At 56.2% G+C, this 21,525-nt stretch carries 22 protein-coding genes; 13 read left to right on the forward strand and 9 right to left on the reverse strand.

Annotated features, from left to right (window positions below; all coding sequences use genetic code 11):
* The first annotated feature begins 33 nt into the window (after positions 1-33).
* The 5 genes from ACR8BF_RS01850 to trpS all read left to right on the forward strand — a co-directional run bounded on the left by ACR8BF_RS01850 (position 34) and on the right by trpS (position 4,425).
* Positions 34-1,086, forward strand: a complete 1,053-nt coding sequence (locus ACR8BF_RS01850) for an SPOR domain-containing protein (RefSeq protein WP_434745487.1) — start codon at positions 34-36, stop codon at positions 1,084-1,086.
* A gap of 93 nt (positions 1,087-1,179) precedes the next feature.
* Entirely contained in the window at positions 1,180-1,995 is an 816-nt protein-coding gene (gene dam / locus ACR8BF_RS01855) for an adenine-specific DNA-methyltransferase (protein WP_179898848.1), read from the forward strand.
* 67 nt (positions 1,996-2,062) lie between these two features.
* Positions 2,063-2,746, forward strand: a complete 684-nt coding sequence (gene rpe, locus ACR8BF_RS01860) for a ribulose-phosphate 3-epimerase (RefSeq protein ID WP_179898849.1) — start codon at positions 2,063-2,065, stop codon at positions 2,744-2,746.
* Positions 2,730-3,407: a phosphoglycolate phosphatase gene (locus tag ACR8BF_RS01865; protein ID WP_313701338.1), complete on the forward strand. Its 678-nt coding sequence runs from the start codon at positions 2,730-2,732 to the stop codon at positions 3,405-3,407. Before rpe ends, ACR8BF_RS01865 begins: the two co-directional genes overlap by 17 nt.
* Before the next feature lie 16 nt (positions 3,408-3,423).
* Complete coding sequence (trpS, locus tag ACR8BF_RS01870; RefSeq protein ID WP_136196875.1) at positions 3,424-4,425, forward strand: tryptophan--tRNA ligase; 1,002 nt, start codon at positions 3,424-3,426, stop codon at positions 4,423-4,425.
* Between the two features lie 57 nt (positions 4,426-4,482).
* Here trpS and cysG read toward each other — a convergent pair whose 3' ends face one another.
* The 3 genes from cysG to nirB are packed head-to-tail and all read right to left on the reverse strand — an operon-like array spanning position 4,483 to position 8,756.
* Positions 4,483-5,847 carry a siroheme synthase CysG gene (gene cysG / locus ACR8BF_RS01875; protein ID WP_434745488.1) on the reverse strand — a complete coding sequence of 455 codons (1,365 nt, stop codon included), beginning with the start codon at positions 5,845-5,847 and terminating at the stop codon, positions 4,483-4,485.
* A gap of 45 nt (positions 5,848-5,892) precedes the next feature.
* Positions 5,893-6,219: a nitrite reductase small subunit NirD gene (gene nirD / locus ACR8BF_RS01880; protein ID WP_179898852.1), complete on the reverse strand. Its 327-nt coding sequence runs from the start codon at positions 6,217-6,219 to the stop codon at positions 5,893-5,895.
* The gene (gene nirB / locus ACR8BF_RS01885; RefSeq protein ID WP_434745489.1) at positions 6,216-8,756 is read right to left on the reverse strand and encodes a nitrite reductase large subunit NirB; all 2,541 of its coding nucleotides are present in this window, start codon (positions 8,754-8,756) and stop codon (positions 6,216-6,218) included. The genes nirD and nirB overlap by 4 nt, the downstream gene beginning before the upstream one ends.
* Before the next feature lie 221 nt (positions 8,757-8,977).
* On the opposite strand from nirB, the gene ACR8BF_RS01890 reads away from it, so the two are divergent.
* Positions 8,978-10,255, forward strand: coding sequence for a cytosine deaminase (locus ACR8BF_RS01890; protein WP_179898854.1), 1,278 nt, complete (start codon positions 8,978-8,980; stop codon positions 10,253-10,255).
* 35 nt (positions 10,256-10,290) lie between these two features.
* Here ACR8BF_RS01890 and tsgA read toward each other — a convergent pair whose 3' ends face one another.
* On the reverse strand, positions 10,291-11,469 hold the full coding sequence (gene tsgA / locus ACR8BF_RS01895; protein WP_179898855.1) for an MFS transporter TsgA: 1,179 nt from the start codon (positions 11,467-11,469) through the stop codon (positions 10,291-10,293).
* Positions 11,470-11,730: 261 nt separating this feature from the next.
* Here tsgA and ppiA point away from each other — a divergent pair, with 261 nt between their 5' ends.
* The 5 genes from ppiA (at position 11,731) to argD (ending at position 15,075) form a co-directional block, all read left to right on the forward strand.
* Positions 11,731-12,303 carry a peptidylprolyl isomerase A gene (gene ppiA, locus ACR8BF_RS01900; protein WP_003852970.1) on the forward strand — a complete coding sequence of 191 codons (573 nt, stop codon included), beginning with the start codon at positions 11,731-11,733 and terminating at the stop codon, positions 12,301-12,303.
* A gap of 99 nt (positions 12,304-12,402) precedes the next feature.
* The gene (locus ACR8BF_RS01905; protein ID WP_314985323.1) at positions 12,403-12,573 is read left to right on the forward strand and encodes a YhfG family protein; all 171 of its coding nucleotides are present in this window, start codon (positions 12,403-12,405) and stop codon (positions 12,571-12,573) included.
* Entirely contained in the window at positions 12,563-13,156 is a 594-nt protein-coding gene (locus ACR8BF_RS01910) for a putative adenosine monophosphate-protein transferase Fic (protein WP_179898857.1), read from the forward strand. Before ACR8BF_RS01905 ends, ACR8BF_RS01910 begins: the two co-directional genes overlap by 11 nt.
* A gap of 41 nt (positions 13,157-13,197) precedes the next feature.
* Positions 13,198-13,773: an aminodeoxychorismate/anthranilate synthase component II gene (locus ACR8BF_RS01915; protein WP_292986867.1), complete on the forward strand. Its 576-nt coding sequence runs from the start codon at positions 13,198-13,200 to the stop codon at positions 13,771-13,773.
* Positions 13,774-13,854: 81 nt separating this feature from the next.
* Positions 13,855-15,075, forward strand: coding sequence for a bifunctional acetylornithine/succinyldiaminopimelate transaminase (gene argD, locus ACR8BF_RS01920; protein WP_434745490.1), 1,221 nt, complete (start codon positions 13,855-13,857; stop codon positions 15,073-15,075).
* Position 15,076: 1 nt separating this feature from the next.
* Here argD and ACR8BF_RS01925 read toward each other — a convergent pair whose 3' ends face one another.
* The gene (locus ACR8BF_RS01925; RefSeq protein ID WP_179898860.1) at positions 15,077-17,152 is read right to left on the reverse strand and encodes a YccS/YhfK family putative transporter; all 2,076 of its coding nucleotides are present in this window, start codon (positions 17,150-17,152) and stop codon (positions 15,077-15,079) included.
* Between the two features lie 57 nt (positions 17,153-17,209).
* Positions 17,210-17,842, reverse strand: coding sequence for a cAMP-activated global transcriptional regulator CRP (crp, locus tag ACR8BF_RS01930; protein WP_003852956.1), 633 nt, complete (start codon positions 17,840-17,842; stop codon positions 17,210-17,212).
* Positions 17,843-18,145: 303 nt separating this feature from the next.
* Here crp and ACR8BF_RS01935 point away from each other — a divergent pair, with 303 nt between their 5' ends.
* Positions 18,146-18,550 carry an OsmC family protein gene (locus ACR8BF_RS01935; protein WP_179898861.1) on the forward strand — a complete coding sequence of 135 codons (405 nt, stop codon included), beginning with the start codon at positions 18,146-18,148 and terminating at the stop codon, positions 18,548-18,550.
* A 143-nt stretch (positions 18,551-18,693) separates the two neighbouring features.
* On the opposite strand, the gene ACR8BF_RS01940 is transcribed toward ACR8BF_RS01935, so the two are convergent.
* The 3 genes from ACR8BF_RS01940 to ACR8BF_RS01950 form a co-directional block, all read right to left on the reverse strand.
* Positions 18,694-19,563 (reverse strand): phosphoribulokinase, encoded by an 870-nt coding sequence (locus ACR8BF_RS01940; RefSeq protein ID WP_179898862.1) that lies wholly within the window; start codon positions 19,561-19,563, stop codon positions 18,694-18,696.
* 61 nt (positions 19,564-19,624) lie between these two features.
* Positions 19,625-19,843 (reverse strand): YheU family protein, encoded by a 219-nt coding sequence (locus tag ACR8BF_RS01945; RefSeq protein ID WP_003852945.1) that lies wholly within the window; start codon positions 19,841-19,843, stop codon positions 19,625-19,627.
* A 4-nt stretch (positions 19,844-19,847) separates the two neighbouring features.
* Positions 19,848-20,864, reverse strand: coding sequence for a hydrolase (locus tag ACR8BF_RS01950; RefSeq protein WP_434745491.1), 1,017 nt, complete (start codon positions 20,862-20,864; stop codon positions 19,848-19,850).
* Between the two features lie 57 nt (positions 20,865-20,921).
* Here ACR8BF_RS01950 and ACR8BF_RS01955 point away from each other — a divergent pair, with 57 nt between their 5' ends.
* Positions 20,922-21,524, forward strand: coding sequence for a LysE family translocator (locus ACR8BF_RS01955; protein WP_179898864.1), 603 nt, complete (start codon positions 20,922-20,924; stop codon positions 21,522-21,524).
* Position 21,525 lies beyond the last annotated feature (1 nt).

The raw sequence follows: 21,525 nt of genomic DNA on the forward strand, positions 1-21,525 counted from the left end.
CAGTGCGGAATGCCGCTTTACGGAGGAGCCAAAATGGATGAGTTTAAACCGGAAGACGAGTTAAAACCTGACGCCAGCGACCGCCGTCCCTCGCGCCCTCGTAAGTCGTCTACCGCGGCCAAAGCACCGGTTTCGCGCCAGCGCATCATGATGGGCGTTGGGATTTTGGTCCTGCTGTTACTGGTGCTGGGAATAGGTTCGGCGCTGAATGGCCCGGATGAGAAAAAACCTGCGACTGCAGGAACACCCCCTGCTGCCAATGGCAGTTCCGGCAGCGAGAAGAATATTGACCTGGGCGGCTCCTCTTCCATGTCCGGTGGACAGACTCCTCCGTCAGCCGGTCAGACCACGCCAGCCACCAGTGAAAATACCGCAACGACCAGCGGCGATGCTACGTCTGACCCGCAGCGCGACGTTTCGATGCCGCCTGTGGCGTCTACGCCTACGCAGGCCGCGCCAGTTGACGCGCCAGCGAATCAGCAGCGTGTCACGCTGCCAGGCGATCTGAATAGCGCGCTGACAAATCAGCAGCAGCAGGTCGACAATGCTGCCATGGGAACGCAGGGTGGAAGTTCACTGCCAACAGCACCTGCTACCGTTAGCGGCAATGCCGGTACGGCGGCGAATCCTGTCACGACACCTTCAGGCCGTCAGACGCCGAACAAATCCACTGCTTCTTCCCGTCCGGTGCACGAGTCATCGCATAAAACGGCGGCGAAGCCTGCAACCCGTGACAGCAAAACGCATACTACGCCAGCACGGACACCAGCCAGTCCGGCTCCGGCCACTGCGGCGGCAGGCAGCAGCTCAGTGAGTAAATCCGTGCCAGGCGGCAGCTATACACTGCAGCTGAGCGGTGCATCAAAGGCGGAAAGCCTGAATGCCTGGGCGAAGCAGCAGAATCTGAGTGGGTATCATGTCTACAAAACCACCCGTAACGGTGAGCCGTGGTACGTGCTGGTGAGTGGCTCTTATGCCACGCCGGCAGATGCTAAACGCGCTGTCGCGTCGCTGCCTGCGGAAGTTCGTGCGAAGAACCCCTGGGTTAAACCCGTTAGCCAGGTGAAAAAAGAAGCCAGCCAATAGCGGATGTGGGGCCAGTCTCTGGCCCCGTTTTAAGCGCAGATCTGCTGTCGGTACAGCCACAGCCTCACAATAAGATGTAATAACCACGACAGCATGAAAAAAAATCGCGCTTTCCTGAAATGGGCAGGGGGAAAATTTCCCTTAGTAGAAGAGATCCATCGTCATCTGCCGCAAGGCGACTGTCTGGTCGAGCCGTTTGTTGGTGCGGGTTCGGTGTTTCTGAATACTGAATTTGATCGCTACCATCTTGCTGATATCAACAGTGACCTGATTAATCTCTACAACATTGTTAAAACGCGCACGGCGGATTTCATCCGTGACGCGCAACTGCTGTTTACGCCGGAAGGTAACAACGAGATCTGTTATTACCAGCGGCGCACCGAATTTAACACCAGCACCGACGCCTACCAGCGTGCGCTGCTGTTCCTCTATCTGAACCGTCACTGTTACAACGGCCTCTGCCGCTATAACCTGCGTGGTGAGTTCAACGTGCCATTTGGCCGCTATCGCAAACCCTACTTTCCGGAGGCAGAACTGTTATGGTTTGCCGAGCGCGCGCAAAAAGCGACGTTTGTCTGTGAATCTTACGATGTTACCCTGACCAGCGCTGGCAAAGGCTCGGTGGTCTATTGCGATCCGCCTTATGCGCCACTGTCAGCGACGGCTAATTTTACGGCTTATCACACCAACAGCTTCAGCCTGCGTGAGCAGGAGAATCTGGCGGCGTTAGCGGCACAGCTGGCTTCGTCGGAGAACCGGATTCCGGTACTGATTTCTAACCACGATACTGCACTGACGCGTTTATGGTATCAGGATGCAGTGTTACATGTGGTCAAAGCCCGGCGTTCTATCAGCCGGAGCATAGCCGGTCGCACCAAGGTCGACGAACTGCTGGCACTTTATCGCTAGTCTGTTTCGTCCGCGACCAACGCATTACGCCAGCCGCAGGGCGGGCGCACAACAGTGGGAGAATCGGATGAAACAATATTTGCTGGCCCCTTCAATCCTTTCGGCGGACTTTGCTCGCCTGGGCGAAGACACAGCCAAAGCGCTGGCGGCCGGAGGTGACGTGGTTCACTTCGACGTGATGGACAACCATTACGTCCCTAATCTGACCATGGGTCCAATGGTGCTGAAAGCACTGCGTGACTATGGCATCACCGCCCCCATCGATGTGCATCTCATGGTGAAGCCGGTAGATGCGCTGATCCCGGAATTCGCCAAAGCCGGTGCCACCTACATCACCTTTCATCCGGAAGCCAGCCAGCACGTTGACCGCACTCTGCAGATAATTAAAGAGCACGGCTGCAAAGCGGGTCTGGTTTTTAACCCGGCGACCCCGCTGAGCTACCTCGATTACGTTATGGATAAGCTGGATATCATTCTGCTGATGTCAGTGAACCCTGGTTTTGGCGGTCAGTCATTTATTCCGGGCACCCTGGATAAACTGCGTGAAGCGCGCAGACGTATCGATCAGAGCGGTTACAGCATTCGTCTTGAAGTGGATGGTGGCGTTAAAATCGATAATATTGGCCAGATTGCTGCCGCAGGCGCCGACATGTTTGTCGCCGGTTCTGCCATCTTCGGTCACCCTGACTATAAAAAAGTGATCGACGATATGCGCAACGAACTGGAGAAGGCCAATGGCTCATTTCACTGATATTCGGGCGCTGGCGTTTGATCTTGATGGCACGCTGGTGGATAGCGCGCCAGGCCTGGCCGATGCGATTGATCGTACGCTGAAAGATCTTCGTCTGCCGCAGGCGGGCCTTGAGCGTGTCTCAACCTGGATTGGTAACGGTGCCGATATCATGATGGCCCGTGCGCTGACCTTCGCACTGGGCCGCGAGCCGCAGCCCGAAGAACAACGTGATGCGCGGGTGCTGTTTGACAGGCATTACGCTGATACTGTCGATGCCGGCAGTACACTGTTCCCAAAGGTGAAGCAGACGCTGGACGCATTAAAGGCTTCCGGTCTGCCGATGGCGATTGTGACTAACAAGCCGACACCCTTTGTGGCACCGCTGCTGGCGTCGCTTGGCATTGCCGATGCGTTTTCCCTGATTATCGGTGGCGACGATGTGCCGGTTAAGAAACCGCACCCTGCGGCGATCTTTATGGTGCTGGGGACCTTCGGCGTACTGCCAAATGAGTTGCTGTTTGTTGGCGACTCGCGCAATGATATCCAGGCGGCGCAGGCGGCCGGCGTACCTAATGTCGGTATGACGTTTGGCTATAACTATGGCGAGCCGATCGCGACCAGCCAGCCCGATTTAACCCTTGACGCTTTCGACGAACTTTTGCCCACACTGGGGCTGTAAATATCAGGACTTACGTATGAAACCCATCGTTTTCAGCGGCGCACAGCCGTCCGGCGAACTGACCATCGGCAACTATATGGGAGCGCTGCGTCAGTGGGTGCAGATGCAGGATGATTTCCACTGCATTTATTGCATCGTTGATTTGCACGCGATTACCGTGCGTCAGGATCCTGCTGCACTGCGTAAAGCGACGCTGGACACGCTGGCGCTCTATCTGGCCTGTGGTATCGACCCGCAAAAAAGCACCATCTTTGTTCAGTCGCATGTGCCAGAGCATACGCAGCTGAGCTGGATCCTGAACTGCTACGCCTATTTCGGCGAACTGAGCCGCATGACGCAGTTCAAGGATAAATCAGCGCGTTACGAAGAGAACATTAACGCCGGTCTGTTTGACTACCCGGTGCTGATGGCCGCTGACATTCTGCTTTATCAGACTAATCAGGTGCCGGTGGGTGAAGATCAGAAGCAGCATCTGGAGCTGAGCCGCGATATCGCGCATCGCTTCAATGCGATCTATGGCGATATCTTCCGGGTGCCAGAGCCATTCATTCCAAAATCCGGCGCACGCGTGATGTCGCTGCTGGAGCCGACCAAAAAAATGTCCAAGTCTGATGATAACCGTAACAACGTCATCGGCCTGCTGGAAGATCCTAAAGCGGTCGTGAAGAAGATCAAACGCGCCGTTACGGATTCAGAAGAGCCGCCAGTGGTGCGCTACGACATCAAAGAGAAAGCGGGCGTCTCTAACCTGCTGGATATTTTGTCTGGCGTAACCGGTAAAACCATCGCCGAGCTGGAGCAGGAATTCGAAGGTAAAATGTATGGCCATCTGAAAGGCGCAGTAGCCGATGCCGTGTCGGGCATGCTCTCTGAGCTGCAGGAACGTTATCATAGCTTCCGCAACGATGAAGCATTGCTGGAGCAGGTCATGCGTGATGGCGCGGCGAAAGCACGTGCACAGGCGCAGGAAACGCTGAAGAAGGTTTATCAGGCGGTAGGTTTTGTCGCGATGCCGTAATGGCTGAACAGACAAAAAGGACGGCGGGCTTTGTGCCCGCCGTTTTTATTTGCCGGCTCAGAACCAGCGCAGGCTGTCGCGCAGACTCACCACGCTGCCGATGATCATCAGGCTGGGACTGATCACCTGTCCGGCTAACATTTCCAGCTCGCTCAGTGTCCCGGTGACGACCCGCTGACGCGTGCTTGTGCCGTTTTCCACCAGCGCCACCGGCATATCGCTGCGCATCCCATGCTTTATTAACTGCTGCTGAATCTCTCTGGCCTGTGCCAGCCCCATATAAAACACCAGTGTCTGCTGTTCTGCCGCCAGCGTCTGCCAGGCGAGCGTGCCTGATTTCTGCAGATGCCCGGTAACCAGCCTCACGCTCTGCGCATGATCTCGATGTGTCAGGGGAATACCGCTGTAGGCCGCACAGCCTGATGCAGCAGTAATCCCCGGCACCACGCTGAATGGAATCTGCAACTGCGCCAGCGCCTCCAGCTCTTCACCGCCGCGACCAAAGATAAAGGGCTCGCCGCCTTTCAGTCGCACCACGCGCTTTCCGCGCTGCGCCTGGTCGCAGAGCAACTGGTTGATCTCATTCTGTGGCACGCAGTGATGTCCCGCCTGTTTCCCGACAAAGATGCGTTCAGCATCGCGGCGTACCAGGTTCAGGATCTCTTCGGAGACCAGACGGTCATAAACGATCACATCCGCCTGCTGGATCAGCTGAAGGCCTTTGAGGGTGAGCAATCCGGCATCGCCCGGACCGGCACCGACCAGTGCCACTTCACCCTGCTGAACAGGATCTGCGCTAAAAAGTGCATCAGTAATCTGTTCCGCACGTTCGCCGTCGCCGTTAGCCAGGGTCTGGGCGAGCCGCTCGCTGTTAAAAAATTGCTCCCAGAAGTGACGTCGGGCATTGATGGCGTTGAACTGCTTTTTTACCCGCTCGCGCAGGGTGCCCGCCCGCTGCGCCAGCTGGCCCAGATGCTGCGGCAGCATCGCTTCCAGCTTCTCCCGCAACAGACGCGCCAGCACCGGCGCGCGTCCACCGGAAGAGACGGCGACCATCAGCGGGGAGCGGTCGATGATCGACGGCATAATGGCGCTGGCCTGCTGCGGCGCATCCACCAGATTGCAGAAAATCTGCTGTTTTTCAGCTGCTTCCGCCACCTGCTGATTGACTGCGTCATCATTTGTCGCGGCGACAACCAGCCAGCAACCGGTCAGCCACTCAGGATCGAAATGCCCGGGCAACAGCGTGATGGCTTTCTGCTGCGCCCATTCCCGGAAGGTGGGGGAGAAATCAGGGGCACCAACCCAGAGCCCGGCGCCAGCTTCCAGCAGCAGGCGTGCTTTTCGCTCAGCCACGTCACCCGCGCCGACCAGCAGGCAGCGTCGGCCCTGCAGGCGGCAGAACAAGGGGAAGTAGTCCATCAGAGATCCTTAAAAAAGCCCGCAGAGGCGGGCTGTTGACGGGCGTTACAGGCAGACTTCGATCTGTCCGGCATTGACGCGCACTGGCCAGGACGCCACGGAGCGCGTTTCATCCTCCATGCAGAGGCCATCGCAGAGGCGAAAATGCTGTTTTTTCAACGGGCTGGCCACCCAGAGCGCATCCTGATGTTCGGCAATAATGCCGCGTGACAGCACACTGGCATCGGCAAACGGGTCGATATTGCTGATCGCATAGAGCTGTTCATCATCGCGCGGACGGAAGATAGCCACCTGCTGGCCTTTGACCAGCGCGCAGACGCCCGTGGCGGGCAGGATCTGTGTAAGCGGGCACACTGGATTCCACTGGCTCATGATTCGGTCTCCTCAATCAGGGTCACGGCAATACGTTCTTCGGGGCGTGCCGGGCGATGCTGGGCACGCTCTGCCACCCGCTGCACAGCAGGATCGCGCTGCGGCGAGTTGATGAAGTGGGCGAAGCGTGTCAGGTGGTCTTTATCTTCCAGCGTAGCTTGCCATTCACAGCTGACGCTGGCGCGCAGCTGTGCCAGTTGCTGTTCCATCTGGCTGTTAAGGCCGAGTTTGTCATCCACGATCACGTTGCGCAGATAGTCGATGCCGCCTTCCAGACTCTCCAGCCACAGCGAAGTGCGCTGCAGGCGGTCGGCGGTGCGGATATAGAACATCATGAAACGGTCGAGATAGGTGACCAGCGTCTGCTGATCGAGATCGGCCGCCAGCAGATCGCCGTGGCGCGGTTTCATGCCGCCGTTGCCGCAGACGTAAAGGCTCCACCCTTTTTCGGTGGCGATAATGCCGACATCTTTGCCCTGGGCTTCCGCACATTCACGGGTGCAGCCAGAGACGCCAAATTTCATTTTGTGTGGTGTGCGGATGCCTTTGTAGCGGTTCTCCAGCATCACGCCAAAGCCGAGGCTGTCGCCCACGCCGTAACGGCACCAGGCGCTGCCAACGCAGGTTTTCGCCATACGCAGCGCCTTGGCATAGGCCTGACCGGTTTCAAATCCGGCATCGATCAGCTGTGACCAGATAGCGGGCAGATCGTCTTTCTGCGCGCCAAACAGACCGATGCGCTGAGAGCCGGTAATTTTGGTGTAGAGCTGGTAGCGTTCGGCGATATCGCCAATCACCTTCAGGCCCTGTGGCGTGATTTCACCGCCAGGCGAACGCGGGATCACCGAATAGGTGCCATCTTTCTGGATATTACCCAGATAGAGGTCGTTGCTGTCCTGCAACGGCGCGTGCTGTGGCTTGAGCACATACTCATTCCAGCAGGACGCGAGCAGTGAGCCAACCGCAGGTTTACAGACTTCACAGCCATAACCCTGACCATAGCGGGCCAGCAGTTCGTCAAAGGTTTTGATCTCTTCCACCTGAATCAGATGGTAAAGCTCCTGACGGGACCAGGCGAAGTGCGCGCAAAGATGGTTATTGACCTCAATGCCCTGACGGCTGAGTTCGCTGTTAAGCACCTGAGTGATCAGAGGAATACAGCCACCGCAGCCCGTGCCTGCACGGGTACTGTTTTTCAGCGCCGCCACGGTGTGACAGCCGCCCTGAACCGCCTTGATGATGTCGCCTTTGCTGACGTCGAAGCAGGAGCAGATTTGCGCGCTATCTGGCAGGGAATCAACGCCGATGGCGGGTTTATCTCCACTGCCCGCCGGCAGAATCAACGCTTCCGGATTAGCGGGCAGCGGAATGGCATTCAGCGCCAGTTGCAGCAGGTTGCCATAGTCGCTGGTGTCGCCCACCAGCACGGCACCCAGCAGGGTTTTCTGATCTTCGCTGATAATCAGGCGCTTATAGACTGATTTGCCTTCATCCAGCCAGACTACGCTGCGCGCGCCTGGCGTAGTGCCGCGCGCATCACCAATGCCGCCGACATCGACACCCAGCAGCTTGAGTCTGGCGCTCATGTCCGCGCCGGTAAACGCATTGTCACGGCCCAACAGATGGTCGCTGGCGACCTGTGCCATTTTGTAACCCGGTGCCACCAGACCGTAGATGCGATGCTGCCAGGCCGCGCACTCACCGATGGCGTAAATGGCGGGATCGCTGGTCCGGCACTGGTCATCAATGGCGATGCCGCCACGCGGACCCAGCGTTAATCCACACTGCTTCGCCAGTTTGTCCTGCGGACGAATACCGGTAGAGAAGACGATGAAATCGACTTCCAGCGCGCTGCCATCGGCAAACTGCAGTGTTTTACCGCCATGCTCGTGGTGCACAATCTGCTGAGTATTTTTGCTGGTGTGGACCCGCACGCCCATCTGCTCAATCTTGCGACGCAACTGTTCACCGCCTTGCTGATCGAGCTGTTCTGCCATCAGCACGGGCGCAAACTCAATGACGTGGGTTTCAATGCCCAGATTTTTCAGTGCACCCGCGGCTTCCAGTCCCAGCAGACCGCCGCCAATTACCGCACCGCGTTTGCTGCGGCGTGAGCAGGCTTCAATGGCGTTGAGATCTTCGATGGTGCGATAGACAAAGCAGTCGCTACCTTCAGCACCGTTAATCGGCGGAATCCACGGATAAGATCCCGTAGCAAAAATCAGCGTGTCGTAGTGAACGGCGCGACCGGTGCTGGAGTGGATGAGTTTCTCATCACGGTTAATGGTGATGGCGCGCTCGCCCAGCAGCAGATTGACCTGATGCTTGTCGTAATAGCCTTCACGGACCAATGACAGTTCTTCAGCCGTGTGGTGAGAAAAGTAGGCGGACAGGTGGACACGATCGTAGGCGACGCGGGGTTCTTCACAAAAGACGGTCAGCGAAAACAGGTTGGGTTCTGCTTTCTCAAGTAACTCTTCTATGAAGCGGTGGCCGACCATGCCGTTACCGATAACGACGACATTGTGCTTGCTCATTTTGGCCTCAAATTTGCGATATCTGCGGCTACAATAGCGCGCCCTTTTTGGCGCTTATTGATATACATCAATCACGACCCTATATACCTATTAAGAGGTATATATTTGATTTTAATTAAGTTTATTCGTAAGGGCTAACCTGCTGAATATCCTGCATTGCCGCGTGAGGTATGAATCGTGCTAGTTTTAACCCCACAGGTTAACTGGATAAGGAATCAGCCATGCTGTCACCCAAGTGGATCAATAATGTGCGTCTACCCTGGCGGGAAGGTTTGTGGCAAATCGAAATCGCCGACGGAAAAATAGCCCGAATTTCAGCTCAACCGCAGCAGCCTTCACCGGTGCAACAATCGCTGGATGGCGAGGGCGGCCTGGCCTGCGCGCCCTTTATTGAGCCACATATTCATCTGGATACCACCCAGACGGCGGGTGAACCGGCATGGAACCAGTCCGGGACGCTGTTTGAAGGGATTGAGCGCTGGGCCGAACGCAAGGCGCTACTCAGCCACGAAGATGTTAAACAACGGGCATTGCAGACGCTGAAGTGGCAGATCGCCAACGGCATTCAGTTTGTCCGCACCCACGTTGACGTGTCAGACCCGTCACTGACGGCGCTGAAAGCGATGCTGGAAGTGAAAGCAGAGATGGCGCCATGGATCACCCTGCAGATTGTGGCGTTTCCTCAGGAAGGCATTCTCTCTTATCCCAACGGCGAAGCGTTGCTGGAGGAGGCGTTGCGGCTGGGCGCAGATGTGGTTGGCGCGATTCCGCATTACGAATTCACCCGCGAATATGGCGTCGAGTCGCTGCATAAAACCTTTGCGCTGGCTAACCGCTACGACCGGCTGATCGATGTTCACTGCGATGAGATCGATGATGAACAGTCGCGCTTTGTGGAAACCGTGGCGGCGCTGGCACATCGCGATGGCAACGGTGCACGCGTGACCGCCAGTCATACCACGGCGATGCACTCCTATAATGGCGCGTATGCCTCACGGCTGTTCCGGCTGCTTAAACTGTCGGGTATTAACTTTGTCGCCAACCCGCTGGTCAATATCCACCTGCAGGGACGCTTTGACACCTATCCTAAGCGGCGCGGGATAACGCGGGTGAAAGAGATGCTGGATGCGGAAATTAACGTCTGCTTCGGCCACGACGATGTGTTTGATCCCTGGTATCCGCTGGGCACTGCCAATATGCTGCAGGTACTGCATATGGGCTTACATGTCTGTCAGCTGATGGGCTATGAGCAGATCGATGCGGGCCTGGATCTGATTACGCATAACAGCGCGAAGACTATGCAGCTGTCAGGCTATGGCATTCAGAGCGGCAACGAGGCCAGTCTGATTATTCTGCCGGCAGAAAGCGGTTTTGATGCGGTGAGAAGGCAGGTTCCGGTGCGCTATTCGGTGCGTCGCGGCGTGGTGGTTGCAGAGACAAAGCCCGCAGAAAGCGAAATTTACTGGCGGGAACGGGAGCGCATCGACTTCCGGCGGTAAACAGCAGGGCGGCGATCACTCGCCGCCCTGAATGATTAATGCATGACGTGACCGTGAGTACGATGACGGCTGACAAAGCCGAGCAGGGCACACATCACAAACACCACGGCGTAGAGCGCGTTAGCCGTCGCCAGTGCGGTATGCACACCACTTTTCTCAACGATAGGCGCCGTGACCACAAAGGTCAGCATGGTGCCGACGGTACCGCAGGTCAGGATGAAGTTCACCAGTTTCGGTGACGCGACCCTGGTCTGCAGCGAGCCGAGCGTGATGATGGTGGTGTAAATCGCGCTGGAGCTGAAGCCCAGCACCATGATGATCCACTTCAGCATGCTGGCATCACTGCTGCTGACAAACCAGTACATCAGCACGGTTGCCAGACCCGCCAGCACCATCAGAATGCGTTGCAGATCGAAGAAGCGCAGCAGGAAGCTGAAGGCCCACATGCCGACCATATAAGCCGTCCAGAAGCTGCCCACCAGTTGTCCGGCGTCATTGATGTTCATGCCCATGACTTTCGTGGCATATTCCGGCACCCAGGAGATAAAGCCGAGCTGGCCCAGAATGTAGCAGAGTGCCGCGACAGCCAGCAGCAGCACGCCCACACCCCATTTTTCTTTCTCAACGGTCGGGCTGTTTTCAGGCTTACGCAGTACCGGGAACTCAACAAACAGCGTCATGATAAAGATGGCGACGTAGATAAAGCCGATGCAGACGTAGACCCAGTACCACGGCAGCTGACGCGCCAGCAGAACCCCTGCCAGTACCGGAAACAGCGTACCCGCCATGCTGAAGAAGGAGTCGGTAAACAGCAGGCGTGAACCACGCTGACGGCCTTCATACATGTGAGTGATCAGGAAGGTGCCGATCGACATGGTAATGCCGCTGACCACGCCCAGGACAAACATACAGAGCGAGAAAATGGTCAGATCGCGGCTGGTCATCAGCCCGATTATCGCCAGCACCATCAGGACGAAGCCGAAAATCAGCTGACGTTTCAGTGGCACAATCACCATCAGCCAGGCGTTCAGGAAAACCGCAGCCAGGATGCCGCTGTTGAGGAAGGTGAAGGTGTTACTCATGCTGGAGATGGGGATCTGGAAATCTTTTGCGATATCGCCCATTACCATGCCGGTAACGATCACCAGCGCGCCGGTCAGCGCGTAGGAGAAGAAGCTTATCCAGGTAAGGCCAATACGATTACGGTTTGTCATGTTCTGAACCTGTTGAGAACCGGGTGCCAAAAAGTGTCAGAAAGTGTAAACGGAACTGTGATCTTAATAAACAAGCAGTGAAATTACTGATCCATATTTCATGTGATGTGTGATTTTAATCACGTAATTGCGGAGGGTTAACGTTTGCTCACCTCATTTGCCCTAACAGCGTAAATATAGGTAAAACGCTGGCTCCTGGAATAGAGTCTCTTTACAATCAATCACGTTTTTGTGCCCGCTCTCCCAGGTAAGGAATCTCTCATGTTCAAACGTACTTTAACAGCGGCCATCACCCTGTTAGCGCTCTCTTCCGTTTCCGCCCAGGCGCTGGCCGCAAAAGGTGACACCCACGTTCTGCTCACCACCTCCGCCGGCAATATCGAACTCGAACTGAATAACCAAAAAGCGCCGGTCTCTGTGAAAAACTTCGTTGATTACGTCAACAACGGTTTTTACAACAACACTATTTTTCACCGCGTGATCCCGGGCTTTATGGTGCAGGGTGGTGGTTTCACCACTGACATGCAGCAGAAGCAGACCAACGCGCCGATTAAGAATGAAGCGGACAATGGCCTGCGTAACCTTCGCGGCACCATCTCTATGGCGCGTACCGCCGATAAAGACAGTGCGACCAGCCAGTTCTTCCTCAACGTCGCGGATAATGCCTTCCTCGACCACGGACAGCGTGATTTTGGCTACGCCGTATTTGGTAAGATTGTGAAAGGTCAGGATGTGGTTGAAAAAATTTCTCAGGTACCGACCAAAGATGTGGGTCCTTACCAGAATGTTCCGTCCAAACCGGTAGTTATCCTCTCCGCTAAAGTCCTGCCTTAACGCTTTTCGTCGCCATCTGCGGATGGCGACCGCCTGCCGCCTCCGGCAAAGCCAGAAATTGCTCTTATACTTAGGGCAAAAACCTGAGCAGGAGGCGGCATGGCGAACAAACTCACCGAAAAACAGAAGGTCACCCTGTGGCAACAGCGGCGTAGCGCCAGCTATCAGGCCAGCTGCCGGCTGGAAGGCTTCTCGCCGAATGAAACCAGCGTCAACAGCGATGATGCAGCCGCACGTCTGGCGTCACTGAGGAGGCAATATGGACTCTAATACCGCCGTCAGTCAGGATCCCTACCTGTGGCAGCATGACAATGTGCTGAAAAATCTGCCCGATATTCATGACGCTGCGCAGCTGCGCAAGGCGGAGCTGAGCTTTAGTGCGGCGCGCGCCGCCACGCTGGAGCTGGGTCCCCGTAATGCCGGGTTGCCTTACCTGCGTCAGATCCATCGCACGCTGTTTCAGGATGTCTACAGCTGGGCAGGTGAACTGCGCACTATCGATATCTGGCGTGATGAGACGCCGTTCTGTCATTTCGAATATATTGAAAAGGAAGGCAATGCCCTGATGGCCGCGCTGGAAGAGGAGAAGGGATTAGCTGATCTGCCGCGTGACGAATTTATTCAGCGCCTCGCTCACTACTATTGCGAAATCAATATGCTGCATCCTTTCCGCCACGGAAACGGTCGGGCACAGCGGATTTTCTTTGAACAGCTGGCGCTGCATGCCGGATATCTGCTGAACTGGGAAGAGACGGATGCTGAAAACTGGAAAGCGGCTAATCAGGCCGGTGTGGCCGGAGACCTGGCCCCGCTGGAGCAGGTCTTTGCGAAAGTGGTGAGTGAGGCGGCCTGACCGCGTAGAATAGCGGCGCGGTTTATCATTCTGGACACGTCATGCTGCTGATTATCGACAATTACGACTCCTTTACCTGGAATCTTTATCAATACTTCTGCGAGCTGGGCGCGCAGGTTCAGGTGGTACGAAATGATGCCATCACCCTGGAACAGATGGCGGTGCTACCATTGACGCATCTGGTGATTTCCCCAGGCCCCTGCACGCCATCGGAGTCAGGCATCTCTCTGGCAGCGATCAGGCACTTCGCCGGGCAGCTGCCGGTGCTGGGCGTCTGCCTGGGCCATCAGGCGATTGCGCAGGCGTATGGCGCACAGGTGGTGCGTGCGCGTCAGGTAATGCACGGCAAAACCTCCGCGATTCAGCACACCGGCCAGGGCGTGTTCCGCAATCTCAATAATCCCCTTACTGTGACCCGCTATCACTCGCTGATTGTGCAGCGCGATTCTCTGCCTGACGCATTCGAGGTGACTGCCTGGACGGTGCGTGACGGCGAGCCTGACGAGATTATGGGATTCCGCCATAAAACCCTGGCGCTGGAAGGCGTACAGTTCCATCCCGAAAGCATTCTCAGCGAGCAGGGACATCAGTTGCTGCGCAATTTCCTTGAGCAATAAGTTGCCTTTGAGTGGTTTTTTATGCATATTTTGTGATTATTATTTCAAGGCAGCACAACAATCATTCAGATGGGGTTACTAATGGCAGCGGAAAAAATTGCGGTCACGCGGGAGACGTTCGATAACGTTATTTTGCCTGTTTATGCACCTGCGCAGTTCGTGCCGGTAAAAGGCAAGGGCAGTCGCGTATGGGATCAGCAGGGCAAAGAGTATATCGATTTCTCGGGTGGTATTGCCGTCACCGCACTTGGACACTGTCATCCTGCGCTGGTAGAGACGCTGAAAAGCCAGGGCGAGACGCTGTGGCACACCAGCAACGTTTTCACCAACGAACCGGCGTTGCGCCTCGCCAGTAAGTTAATCCAGGCAACCTTTGCTGATCGCGTCTTCTTTGCCAACTCCGGTGCCGAAGCCAACGAAGCCGCGTTTAAGCTGGCGCGCTATTACGCCTGCAAACGTCACAGTCCGTTCAAAAGTAAGATTATTGCTTTCCATAACGCCTTTCATGGCCGGACGCTGTTTACCGTTACGGTCGGCGGACAGCCAAAGTATTCTGACGGGTTCGGGCCGAAACCGGCGGACATCGTCCACGTGCCGTTCAATGACCTGGATGCGGTAAAAGCGGTGATTGACGATCATACCTGCGCCATCGTGGTTGAACCGATTCAGGGTGAGGGCGGTGTCGTGCCCGCGACACAGGCGTTTATGCAGGGACTGCGTGAGCTTTGCGATCAGCATCAGGCGCTGCTGGTGCTGGATGAAGTGCAGAGTGGTATGGGACGCAGCGGCAAGCTGTTCACCTATGAGCATTATGGCATTCAGCCCGATATTCTGACCTCAGCCAAAGCGCTGGGCGGCGGTTTCCCGGTCAGCGCCATGCTGACGACCAACGAGATCGCCTCGACCATGGCGCCGGGCGTGCATGGCACCACGTATGGTGGCAATCCACTGGCCTGTGCTATCGCCGAAACGGCGCTGGATATCATCAATACGCCGGAGGTGCTGGCGGGTGTGGAGAGGCGTCGTCAGCACTTTGTCACGGCGCTGGAGGCCATCGACGCGAAGTATGATCTGTTCAGCGACATTCGCGGCAAAGGGCTGCTGATTGGTGCAGCGCTGAAACCTCAGCATGCCGGCAGGTCACGCGACATTCTGAATGCCGCCGCCGCTGAAGGCGTGATGGTGCTGGTAGCCGGCACCGACGTGATGCGTTTTGCCCCGTCACTGATTATCGAACCGGCCGACATTGAAGAGGGCATGAGCCGCTTCGCCACCGCCGTCGGCAACGTACTCAACGGCTAGATTAGTTTTTACGTAAGCGTCTGATTAGCCAGCGGCCATGTTGCGGTCGCTGGTTCCACGCCAGCGATGAAATGGTGTACATCACGCTCAGATGATCGAGAATGCGCCGTACATGCTGCTCCACCACCGTGATCGGTCCCTCGCTGATATTCTCCAGGTCATCCAGCAGATTCACCTGTGAGCTTTCACCATCATATTCCAGCCGCTGCTGACACCGCTGCAGCGCGATTTCACAGGATTGCAGATAGCGTTCAGCCAGTGCGCTCGTCAGCATGGTGTGCTCCCGCGCCAGAATCGTTATCGCATTGATATGCTCAACAATAAACTGGCTGTGCGTGACCCAGAGTCGCATATCACTCAGATAGCGGGAGTTAAACGCCGGTTCCTGCATCGCCTGATTGAGTGAGTTAAATAGCGCATTGTGTGCCTGATTAACCTTCACGCGCTGATAAGCCAGTTTCTCTGGTGACTGTTCGTCGCCCAGCAACAGCCGCAGAGCATCCTGATAGGTTTCCAGCGCATCATGGGCATTTTGCCGCAGTAAGCCGCTCTGCCACTGCGGCCACAGCCACAGCATTCCGCCGAAGGCGATCAGACAGCCCATCAGCGTATCCATCAGTCGCGGCAGCAGGAACTGCGCGCCATTCAGCGACAGCAGTTGAAGCGAGTAAACCGCCGTGACCGTAAAGCCAATCATCGACCAGCCATAGAACTGGCGGGTAAAGCGATAGCTGATAAAGGTTATCGCCAGCATGATCATCAGCACCAGCGATTCCGGCACCGCCAGGCGCAGCGTCGCGGCCGCGATGACCAGACCAGCAAAGGTGCCCAGCGCCCGGTGCTGGATGCGGACACGGGTGGCGCTGTAGCCGTTCTGGCTGACGAACATAATGGTCATCAGGATCCAGTAGGGTTTGGGGATGTTGAAGAACAGCGCCAGCGCGCTGCCCAGCATCAGCATCACCGCAAAGCGTCCGGCAGTGCGCAGCGCCGAGGAGCGGAACGAAAGATAACTGCGCAGTGCCGGTAACAGCGGCAGACGACGCTGACGGTCCGCCATGAGATCGCGCTGATACAGGGGTTTCTGCGTGCGCAGAACCCGCGCAATGCGGTTGAAGTGGTAAAGACAGAAGTTACCCACCGGATTGTCGGGATGCTGATGCGCGATCTTCTCCAGCGCGCCGAGCTGTTTATCCATCGCAAAGCGGTCGGGTAGCTGGTGATAAAGGATGTTATCCGCCAGCACCCGCAGCCGGGCTGAAATGGTTTTGGCATTCCAGCGGATCACCGCTTCCGCATGGCTCTGTTCGACCAGCTTCTGCACTTCTTCCGGCCGATGCAGGCTGACCGAGATATGTTCCTGCAGATCCAGCGCGACCTGAAAGGCGCGCGTCAGCCGTTTATGGCTGTGATCGCGACTTGCCGACAGCATATGCATCTGCTGATAACAGGTGTTAATCAGATCGACCACTTTTTGCTGACGGGCCAGCAGCGGTGGCAGTGCCTTTTCCGGGTCGGTCAGCTGCGTCAGCAGGGTATATTTGGCGTCGCAGTAGTTAGCCAGCTCGCGGTAGATTAGGCTCAGGCTCTCGCGCATCGGCTGCTCTTTCCACAGCCAGAACCAGAACCAGTTGAACAGCCCGTACCACAGCGTGCCGCCGATATAGAGCAGCGGGGGAACATAGATTGGCATGCGGCCAATCAGGCTCAGGGTAAAGATGGCGGCAATCAGGGTGCCGGGCAGCAGACGAGCATGCAGCGGGCTGATCTCGCCGGTAACGCCGAGCAATAAGGGCATGGCAAACAGGATCAGCGGCAGCGGAATAGCATGCAGGGTAAGCCACTGCATCAGAAAGCTGCCGAGGGCAAACAGGCTGCCGCCAACGATCAGGCGTTTGAAGAAGCGTTTATGCGGGGTATCCAGACCGGCGATGTTGCAGCAGGCGGGCACTAATGAGAACAGGAGACCTTTTTGCAGGTCGCCAGCCAGCCAGCCCAGCGCCACCGGCAGACAGAGCACCAGCGTTTGCCGCAAGGCGTAGTTAACTTCAGGATGGTAAATAATTCGACGCCACATCGGCCCAACACAAACAATAACGGCGTGATGTTGCCATCACGCCGTGGGTGACAGGAATTAGCGGGTGCCGTAAACGACGATGGTTTTGCCGTGTGCGGAGATCAGGTTCTGATCTTCCAGCATCTTCAAAATACGGCCCACGGTTTCACGTGAACAACCAACAATCTGGCCAATTTCCTGACGCGTGATTTTGATTTGCATGCCGTCGGGATGCGTCATGGCATCTGGCTGCTTCGCCAGGTTGAGCAGGGTCTGTGCAATGCGTCCGGTGACGTCGAGGAAAGCGAGGTTACCCACTTTTTCAGACGTGACCTGCAGGCGACGCGCCATCTGCGATGAGAGTCGCATCAGGATGTCAGGGTTAACCTGGATCAGCTGACGGAATTTCTTGTAAGAAATCTCCGCCACTTCGCACGCACTTTTCGCACGCACCCAGGCGCTGCGCTCCTGGCCTTCTTCGAACAGGCCAAGCTCACCAATAAAATCGCCCTGATTCAGGTAGGAAAGAATCATCTCTTTGCCTTCTTCATCTTTAATCAGAACCGCGACGGAACCTTTAACGATGTAGTAAAGCGTTTCTGCTTTTTCACCTTGGTGAATCAGCGTACTTTTGGATGGATACTTGTGAATATGGCAATGGGACAGGAACCATTCGAGTGTAGGGTCTGTTTGCGGTTTGCCGAGAACCATTCGCTATTATCCTCTGTTGTAATCGTGCCCAAAATACAGGGGGCAGTTTTCCCTGTCAGGCGGTGAAAGCTTCAAGCGTTTCCATTTCAGGAAATTATTCGGGCCGCATCAGGCGCAGTGCGCATCATCCTTCCCGGCTTCGCCATCGGGTGACGAAAAATATTTTCAGCACTGTTTGTAGCACAGCTTTTGCCGACTGTCTTCTGTTGTCTCGCTTCAGCTATAGGCGGATTTCTCTGGATTGCTGTTTACCAGGCGAAAGCGTACTCTGGCGAGAAAACAGCGTATTCCGGAGCAAAAATCATGCAGGCAAGAGTGAAATGGGTAGAAGGGCTGACATTCCTCGGAGAATCCTCATCCGGCCATCAGATACTGATGGATGGAAATTCGGGTGATAAAGCGCCCAGCCCAATGGAGATGGTGCTGATGGCGGCCGGCGGATGCAGCGCGATTGACGTGGTTTCAATTCTGCAAAAAGGCCGCAACGATGTGGCTGATTGTGAAGTAAAACTGACCTCAGAACGTCGTGAAGAGGCGCCGCGAATCTTTACGCACATCAACCTGCATTTTATCGTGAGTGGTAAAGGGCTCCAGGATAAAGCGGTCTCACGCGCGGTGGATCTTTCTGCTGAAAAATATTGTTCGGTGGCCATTATGCTGGGTAAAGGTGTGACGATTACCCATAGCTATGAAGTCATTGAGCTGTAACAGGCTGAGGGGCCGTTAAAGTCACGGGCAAAATCTGAGCCAGCCCGGTGTCAGGCGGCTCCCTGCGTGTGGAACGTACGTGTTGCTGTCAGATTCACCCTGATCAGGTCCAGTCACTCGGCTGAGAAGCCATGACTGGCCTTTTATTCAATCCGTTTGCCTTCCATCAGTCGCTTCACCAGCGGACCCATGATCAACTCCATCGCCAGACCCATTTTGCCGCCGGGCACTACCAGCGTATTGATGTGCGAGATAAACGAACCCTGCAGCATCGCCAAAAGGTAGGGGAAGTCGATATCTTCCAGCGCCTGAAAGTGAATCACCACAAAGCTCTCATCCAGTGACGGAATGGCGCGGGCAGCGAATGGGTTTGAGGTATCGACAGTCGGGACGCGTTGAAAGTTGAGGTGAGTGCGTGAGAACTGTGGCGTGATGAAATTGATGTAATCTTCCATCGAGCGCACCACGGAATCCATCACCGCTTCGCGTGAATGACCGCGCTCGCCGGTGTCGCGCACCAGCTTCTGAATCCACTCCAGATTAACAATCGGCACCACGCCCACCAGCAGATCGACCTGTTCCGCCACGTTGTGCTGCGCCGTCACCACGCCGCCATGCAGGCCTTCATAAAAGAGAATGTCGGTGTTCTGCGGCAGCGGCTGCCAGGGCGTAAAGGTGCCGGGCACCTGATTCCACGGCACGGCTTCATCGTAGGTGTGCAGATATTTACGTGATTGGCCCTGTCCGCTTTGACCATACTCTTTAAAGCTCTGCTCCAGCAGACCAAAGTCATTGGCTTCCGGGCCGAAGTAGCTGACATGACGTCCTAAATCGCGCGCCTTACGAATTGCCATATCCATTTCCGGGCGGGTAAAGCGGTGAAAGCTGTCACCTTCCAGTTCGGCCGCATGGAGATCGAGCTGCTGAAAGATTTTGCGAAACGCGAGGCTGGTGGTGGTGGTTCCTGCGCCGCTGGAACCGGTCACCGCGATAATGGGATGACGTGCAGACATAGAAAAGCTCCCTGTGAGGTCGGGCGATGAGCATTGTTATCATGAAATGATGCCGGGTGCATCAGCCGCGAAATTCTTTGCGTGGCATGATGTTGACCGATTCATGCAGTTCCGACCACACCAGCACCACTTCACCGGTTTCCAGCTGGCGTCGCACATCAGCTACTTTGTCCAGCAGGCTGCGTTCCTGCTCGCCGTAGTCTGTGCCTTCGCGTAGTACAAAGGTTTCAATCAGATTTTCAAGGGTCTCTGGTGAGACCTGTTGCCAGGGAATAATCACGTGATCAGTTATCCAGAAAAGGGGCGATCCACTGCGGGATGCGCTGTTCCAGCCACATTTCAGGCTGGCGTAACGTCCCGCCGACAAAACCTACGTGGCCGCCGTGGGGGGTCAGTTGATAAGTAATAGTGGCAGATAATTGGCTGCTGTGCGGGATCACTTCATCACTCATAAAGGGATCATCTTTGGCGTGGATGATCAGCAGCGGTTTCTCTGTGTGCTTCAGCCAGGGCATAGCGCTGGCGCGATGATAGTAATCTGCTGCATCAACAAAACCGTGGGCGCGGGCGGTAATCGCATCATCAAAATCGCGCAGTCGCCGCAGCGCTTTGAGTTGCGTCAGATTGACCGGCAGCGTGTCCGGCCAGGCATGCAGTTTGCGGCGGGCATTCTTCTTGAGCTGCGCCAGCAAGTAGTACTGATAGAAACGTGAGAAGCCGCGTTCCAGTTTCACGCTGCACGGTTCCAGCAGCAGCGGAGCGGAGACAATCACGGCCGCATCCACCTCAGCGGCTGTGCCCTGCTGGCCCAGCAGGCAGCCCAGCATGTTGCCGCCCAGTGAGAAACCGACGGCGGCGGTGGGAACGTGACCCCAGCGGCTGCGCAGCCAGTGCAGGAAGAAGCGGGCATCTTCAGTTTCGCCGGAGTGGTAGATGCGGTTCAGCCGGTTAGGTTCGCCGCTACAGCCGCGAAAATGCATCACCACTGCCAGCCAGCCGCGCGCGCGGCATACCGCCATCAGGCCATGAATATAGGGGCTGTGAAAGCTGCCCTCCAGGCCATGAAACAGGACAACGCGCGGTTTATGCTTTGCCAGCTGCGGATCTTCGCTCCATGCGAGATCAATGAAGTCGCCATCCGGCAGATCGAGGCGCTGCCAGTGAGGATCGACCGTGATACGGCGACGCAACAGGCGCGGCAGCATTGTCTGCAGGTGCGCGTTGCGCAGACTGTCAGGTGGCGTGAAGTGCTCGTTTTCCGGTCCGGTAAATTTCATGTGGTAAAAGCTTGTCTGTTCCATATCACACTGTTAGCTTCGATAAGTTTTTTCTTGCAGGGTAAGGAGTACCCGATTGCCATGGAACTGAGTCTTTTCTTATCAATGTTGGGATTTCTTTGGGTCGCGGCCATTACGCCAGGTCCCAATAATATGTTACTCACCGCCTCGGGCGCTAATTTTGGCTTTCTGCGCACTATTCCGCTGATGATCGGCATCATGATCGGCATGCAGGTGATGCTGCTGATGGTGGCTTTTGGCGTAGGCGGTCTGATCCTGCTCTATCCATCGCTGCATCTGGTACTGAAGATCGCCGGTAGCCTCTATCTGCTCTGGCTGGCGTGGAAGATAGCGACGTCCAGTTATGAAAAGCTGGAAACTGACCAGGCGCCGGATGCGCCGATGCCGTTCTGGCAGGGTGGGTTGCTGCAGCTGATCAATCCCAAGGCCTGGCTGATGGCGCTGGGTGCGGTCGCCAGCTTCAGTCTGGCCGGTGATGCATATCGCCATTCGGTCATGGCGATAAGCGTCGGCATGTTTCTGGTTAATCTGGTCTCGGGCGTGATCTGGATGGGATTTGGCGCGATGATCGGCCGCATCCTGCGCAGCCGACGCGCCTGGAAAATCTTTAACCTCGCCATGGGGCTGCTGACTGCGGCCTGCGTGCTGTTAATCTGGCACTGAG

This window comes from Candidatus Pantoea rara (assembly GCF_051136265.1).
Taxonomy (GTDB): Bacteria; Pseudomonadota; Gammaproteobacteria; order Enterobacterales; family Enterobacteriaceae; genus Pantoea; species Pantoea rara.